This is a genomic window from Streptomyces sp. NPDC059455 (assembly GCF_042750115.1).
Lineage (GTDB): Bacteria > Actinomycetota > Actinomycetes > Streptomycetales > Streptomycetaceae > Streptomyces > Streptomyces endocoffeicus.
The window spans coordinates 1-4,711 of the sequence record NZ_JBHYVB010000314.1 but is presented as its reverse complement, the minus strand read 5'-3'; the positions used below and the strand labels follow the sequence as shown (position 1 = coordinate 4,711).

The window sequence follows — 4,711 nt, the reverse complement described above, 5'->3', positions numbered from 1 at the left end:
CGCGCCGGGCGCGCCGCCCGGGGGGGCGGGGGGGGGGCGGGGGGCGCGGCGGGGGGGGGGGGCGCGGCGCGCCCCGCCCCGCCCCCCGCCCGCGCGCGCGCCCGCCGCGCCCCCCCCGGCGCCCCGCCCGCGCCCGCGGGGGGTGGTGGGCGGTGGCGTGGCGGCCGGGCGGGCGGTACGGCTCAGTGGATGATTCCGGTCCGCAGTGCGACCGCGACCATTCCCGCCCGGTCTCCGGTGCCCAGCTTGCGGGCGATCCGGGCGAGGTGACTCTTGACGGTGAGCGCGGACAGGCCCATCGAGACGCCGATGGCCTTGTTGGACTGGCCCTCCGCAACCAGCCTCAGCACCTCGACCTCGCGGCCTGACAGCTCCCGGTAGCCGCCCGGGTGGCCGGGGGCGCCCGGCGGGCGGCGGTGCATCCGGGCGGCGGCGCCGAGCGGGGCGGCGCCGGGGCGGCCCGGGATGCCGAGGTTGGTGCGGGTGCCGGTGACGACGTAGCCCTTGACGCCGCCGGCCAGTGCGTTCCGTACGGCGCCGATGTCATCGGCGGCGGACAGGGCCAGCCCGTTGGGCCAGCCCGCGGCGCGGGTCTCGGACAGCAGCGTGAGGCCGGAGCCGTCGGGGAGGTGGACATCGGCCACGCAGATGTCGCGCGGATTCCCGATGCGGGGACGGGCCTCGGCGATGGACGACGCCTCGATGACGTCGCGCACCCCGAGGGCCCAGAGGTGGCGGGTGACGGTGGAACGAACGCGGGGGTCGGCAACGACCACCATGGCCGTCGGCTTGTTCGGGCGGTAGGCGACCAGGCTGGACGGTTGCTCGAGGAGAACAGACACCAGGTCCTCCTGGGGAAGTGGTGGGACGGGTCACCACGTCCTTCGGCACCGATACGGCCGGGCTTTAGAGAATGATCACGATTTGGTGAGTAACAATTCGGGCAATTAGGACGACTGATCGATCGTGCCCGATCTTTTTCAGGACATCCGGAGGCTCAGCGTCTTTTTCCGGATATCCCGAACATCACGAACATCCCGAAGCTCAGCGCGCCTGGGGACCCCTCCGCTGCGGCAGCGAGACGACCCCCGCCTCCGTGGCGCCGGCCGGGGGCAGGCCCGCGATCTGGCACAGGAGGTCGCACCAGGCGGCCAGGTGTCCCGCGGTGTCCGGCACGCCCAGCCGTTCGGCGGCGCCCTCTCCCGCCGGCTCCGGGCGGCGCGGGCCGGGATGGGCCGCTTCGGGGGACGGGTGGTCGGACGGGGTCCAGGAGGCCCGGATCTCGATCCGGGTGGACGGCTCCCGCTCGCCCATCGCGCCGAAGTAGTGCGAGCTCGCCCGGGTGACCGTGCCGCTGGGCTCCCCGTAGGGCAGACCGCGTGCCTCCAGCGCGCCGGTGAGCCAGGACCAGCACACCTCGGGCAGCAGCGGATCCGCCGCGATCTCCGGCTCCAGGTCCGCGTGGACCAGCGTGACCAGGCGGAAGGTGCCGCGCCAGGCGTCGTGTCCGGCCGGGTCGTGCAGCAGGATCAGCCGGCCCTCCGCCAGCTCTTCGTCATCGCCCGCCGCGCCGGTGACCACCGCCTCCAGCGCGTACGAGTAGGGTGCGAGCCGACGCGGGGGTGGGGTCGGATCGAGCTCCACCTCGGGCCGCACCCGCACACCACGCATCGCGGCGACGGCATGCCGGAAGGCGGGAGGGGTGTCCTCACCGCCCGCGTCCGTGCCGTCAGGGCCGTCAGCACCGTTCGCGAGGTGTCCTTGAACCGCTGCCATGCCCGGAAGACTAGGCGCATTGAGGGCCCTAACCGGGGAGGAACACCCGGGTTGGCGGGTCACTCGTTCGGCCCGTGCGAAAATCTGGGGCATGAGCGCCAACGAGCGGCCCTCGGGTCAGCAGCAGACCGGCCGTGCCGCGGCCAGTTCCACAGCCGATTCCGCTTTTCTGCGGGCCTGCCGCCGGGAGCCGGTGCCCCATACCCCTGTGTGGTTCATGCGGCAGGCGGGGCGCTCGCTTCCGGAGTACCGCAAGTTGCGCGACGGCACCGCGATGCTGGAGTCCTGCATGCGGCCCGACCTGGCCACCGAGATCACGCTGCAGCCGGTGCGCCGCCACCGGGTTGACGCGGCCGTCTACTTCAGCGACATCGTCGTGCCGCTCATGGCCATCGGTATCGACCTCGACATCAAGCCCGGTGTCGGGCCGGTCATCGAGCGGCCGATCCGCACCCGCGCCGATCTGGAGCGGCTGCGTCCGCTCGACCCGGACGATGTGAAGTACGTCACCGAGGCCATCGGAGCGCTCGTCGGCGAGCTCGGCGCGACCCCGCTCATCGGCTTCGCGGGCGCCCCCTTCACGCTCGCCAGCTATCTGGTCGAGGGCGGTCCCTCGCGCAACCACGAGCACACCAAGGCGCTCATGTACGGCGACCCGGCGCTCTGGTCCGCGCTGCTGGACCGGCTCGCCGACATCACCACCGCCTTCCTCAAGGTGCAGATCGAGGCGGGCGCCTCGGCCGTCCAGCTCTTCGACTCCTGGGCGGGCGCCCTGGCCCCCGCCGACTACCGCCGCAGCGTGCTGCCGGCCTCCTCGAAGGTCTTCGCCGCCGTCGCCGGATACGGTGTGCCGCGCATCCACTTCGGCGTGGGCACCGGCGAGTTGCTCGGGCTGCTCGGCGAGGCGGGCGCGGACGTCGTCGGTGTCGACTGGCGGGTGCCGCTGGACGAGGCCGCCCGGCGGGTCGGCCCCGGCAAGGCGCTCCAGGGCAATCTCGACCCCGCGGTGCTGTTCGCCCCGCGTACGGCCGTCGAGGCCAAGGCGGACGAGGTGCTGGAGGCGGCCCGGGGGGTGGAGGGGCATATCTTCAACCTCGGCCACGGCGTGCTGCCCAGCACCGATCCGGACGCGCTGACCCGACTCGTCGAGTATGTGCACACCCAGAGCGCATCGCGCGCACCTTCTGTGAAGGTCTGAACCAAGCGGGAACCCGCGTGCCTCCCGTGGCGTCGTGAGGGGCATGACCGACATGCCCGCCACCGCGCTGTCAGCCCCGCAGGAGTCGCCGGAGTGTGTCCACTTCGTCGACGACTGGCACGGCATCCTCCACGAGACCCATGGCGGCGACTCGGACCGGGTCGTCCTGGACTGTGCCAGGCGGCTGGTGGCCGATCCCGCGGGCGAGGAGGCGTACGCCTGGACGCTCGGGCTGGTCATGATGGCCGCGCACATCGGCCGGTTCTCCCGTAAGGACGTCGCCGCGGCGGCCCTGGAGGCGCTCCACGCCACCGACCGGCGGCTGCGCGAGGCCCCCTGCGCCCACCGGACGCATCCGTACGAGAGCGACCTGGACGACCGGATCGACCACTTCGTGGACGATCTGCCGCTGCTCACCAACGGGCTGGCCGAGGACCGGGACCCCGACTGGGAGGACGACGCCACCAAGGAGCAGTGGCTGTGCCCGCGCGACATCGCCGGGTACGCGCGGGTCGCCATCGACATCATCGCCCCCGGCAGCGTGGGCGGCATCCCGCCCCGGCTCCCGGTCCGCGACGCGCGCCGCGCCGAGGATCTGCGCTCGATCGTCTGGGACTACCCGAGCGCGGCGGTGGACCCCGCCGAGGAGCTGTCCGCCTACGCCAGGAACCTGGTCGCCAACCCCCTGGGCTACCACCGCGCCGGACTCGTGGTCGTCCTGCACGCCGCCTGCTGGTACGCCGCCAGCGGCCGGATCCGCGACCGGCGGGTCCTGGACACCATGGTGGACGCCCTGGAGGCGGTGCTGCCCGGCCTCGGCGGCGCCTCCTGCGCGCACGGCGACGGTGAGCACCCCGAGGTCGGCCGGGACACCGCGGAGCAGGCCACCGTGGGCATCCATCTGCTCAGCCCCGGCGGCCGGGGCGTCTACCGCCACTGGCACCGCGAGGAGCTGGAGACGGCGCCGCTGGAGGCATGGCTGTGCCCGGCCTTCCTCGCCGCGATCGCCCGCGAGGCGCTGGACCATCTGCGCGCCGGCCGTGAACGGCTCTTCGGCCTCCGGGACACCGCCCACCTGGACGAGGTGCTGCTGCGCCCCGGCGGACGGCTCGACATCGAACGGCTCACCCACGCCGTGCGGTTCCGCTGCCGGGACGGGCAGGCCGCGGAGGACGCCGGGCTGTGGGCCGCGCGGCGGTTCGCGGCCGGCCCGGCCGATCCGCGCGAGCGGCTGGTGCTGCTGCTGGTGGCCTGCTGGTCGGTGACCTCGGGCGAGGAGGCCCCGCCCGAGGCCGTCCACCGGGATCTGCGGGCGATCCTCGGCGCGGTGCGGACCGACCTGGCGGCCGACCTGGCAGCCGGGTCCTGCCCGCACGGGGACGCGCACCCCTGGGAGGTGCTGGCCGAGCTGGCGGGCCGCCGTCACTTCGGCTTCCACGAGGACCCTTACGGCGCCCATCTCAACCATCTGTACGCGCCGGGGGAGTACGACACGCCCGAGCCGCCCTTCGCCCCCGAGGCGTGGAGCTGCCCCCACCATGTGGCCGAGCGGGTCCGGCAGGCGCTGCGGATCATCGACGGCGCGCGCTGACCGGCGGCGCGGGGGCCGACGAGGCTTGCCGCCTGCGGCGGGCTGTTCCCCTACCCGCCCCTTCCCGAACCATGGGGCTCCGCCCCCTGGACCCCGGACGCCCTTCGGGCGTGTCCTCAAGCGCCGGACGGGCTGATCTCAGCCCC

At 74.0% G+C, this 4,711-nt stretch carries 4 protein-coding genes; 2 read left to right on the top strand and 2 right to left on the bottom strand.

Annotation, left to right across the window (positions count from 1 at the left end):
• Positions 1–182: 182 nt before the first annotated feature.
• Together ACFXB5_RS50490 and ACFXB5_RS50485 are read right to left on the bottom strand one after the other, a co-directional pair.
• Positions 183–842: a response regulator transcription factor gene (locus ACFXB5_RS50490; RefSeq protein ID WP_014175686.1), complete on the bottom strand. Its 660-nt coding sequence runs from the start codon at positions 840–842 to the stop codon at positions 183–185.
• Positions 843–1,044: 202 nt separating this feature from the next.
• Positions 1,045–1,776 (bottom strand): DUF3000 domain-containing protein, encoded by a 732-nt coding sequence (locus tag ACFXB5_RS50485; protein WP_385222049.1) that lies wholly within the window; start codon positions 1,774–1,776, stop codon positions 1,045–1,047.
• A gap of 91 nt (positions 1,777–1,867) precedes the next feature.
• Here ACFXB5_RS50485 and hemE point away from each other — a divergent pair, with 91 nt between their 5' ends.
• Together hemE and ACFXB5_RS50475 are read left to right on the top strand one after the other, a co-directional pair.
• Entirely contained in the window at positions 1,868–2,974 is a 1,107-nt protein-coding gene (gene hemE, locus ACFXB5_RS50480; protein WP_385222046.1) for a uroporphyrinogen decarboxylase, read from the top strand.
• A gap of 43 nt (positions 2,975–3,017) precedes the next feature.
• Complete coding sequence (locus ACFXB5_RS50475; protein WP_385222043.1) at positions 3,018–4,565, top strand: hypothetical protein; 1,548 nt, start codon at positions 3,018–3,020, stop codon at positions 4,563–4,565.
• Positions 4,566–4,711: the final 146 nt, after the last annotated feature.

Coding starts and splice junctions, on each gene's coding strand:
- ACFXB5_RS50485 (WP_385222049.1), bottom strand. CDS start 1,776: ATGGCAGCGGTTCAAGGACACCTCGCGAACGGTGCTGACGGCCCTGAC.
- ACFXB5_RS50475 (WP_385222043.1), top strand. CDS start 3,018: ATGACCGACATGCCCGCCACCGCGCTGTCAGCCCCGCAGGAGTCGCCG.
- hemE (WP_385222046.1), top strand. CDS start 1,868: ATGAGCGCCAACGAGCGGCCCTCGGGTCAGCAGCAGACCGGCCGTGCC.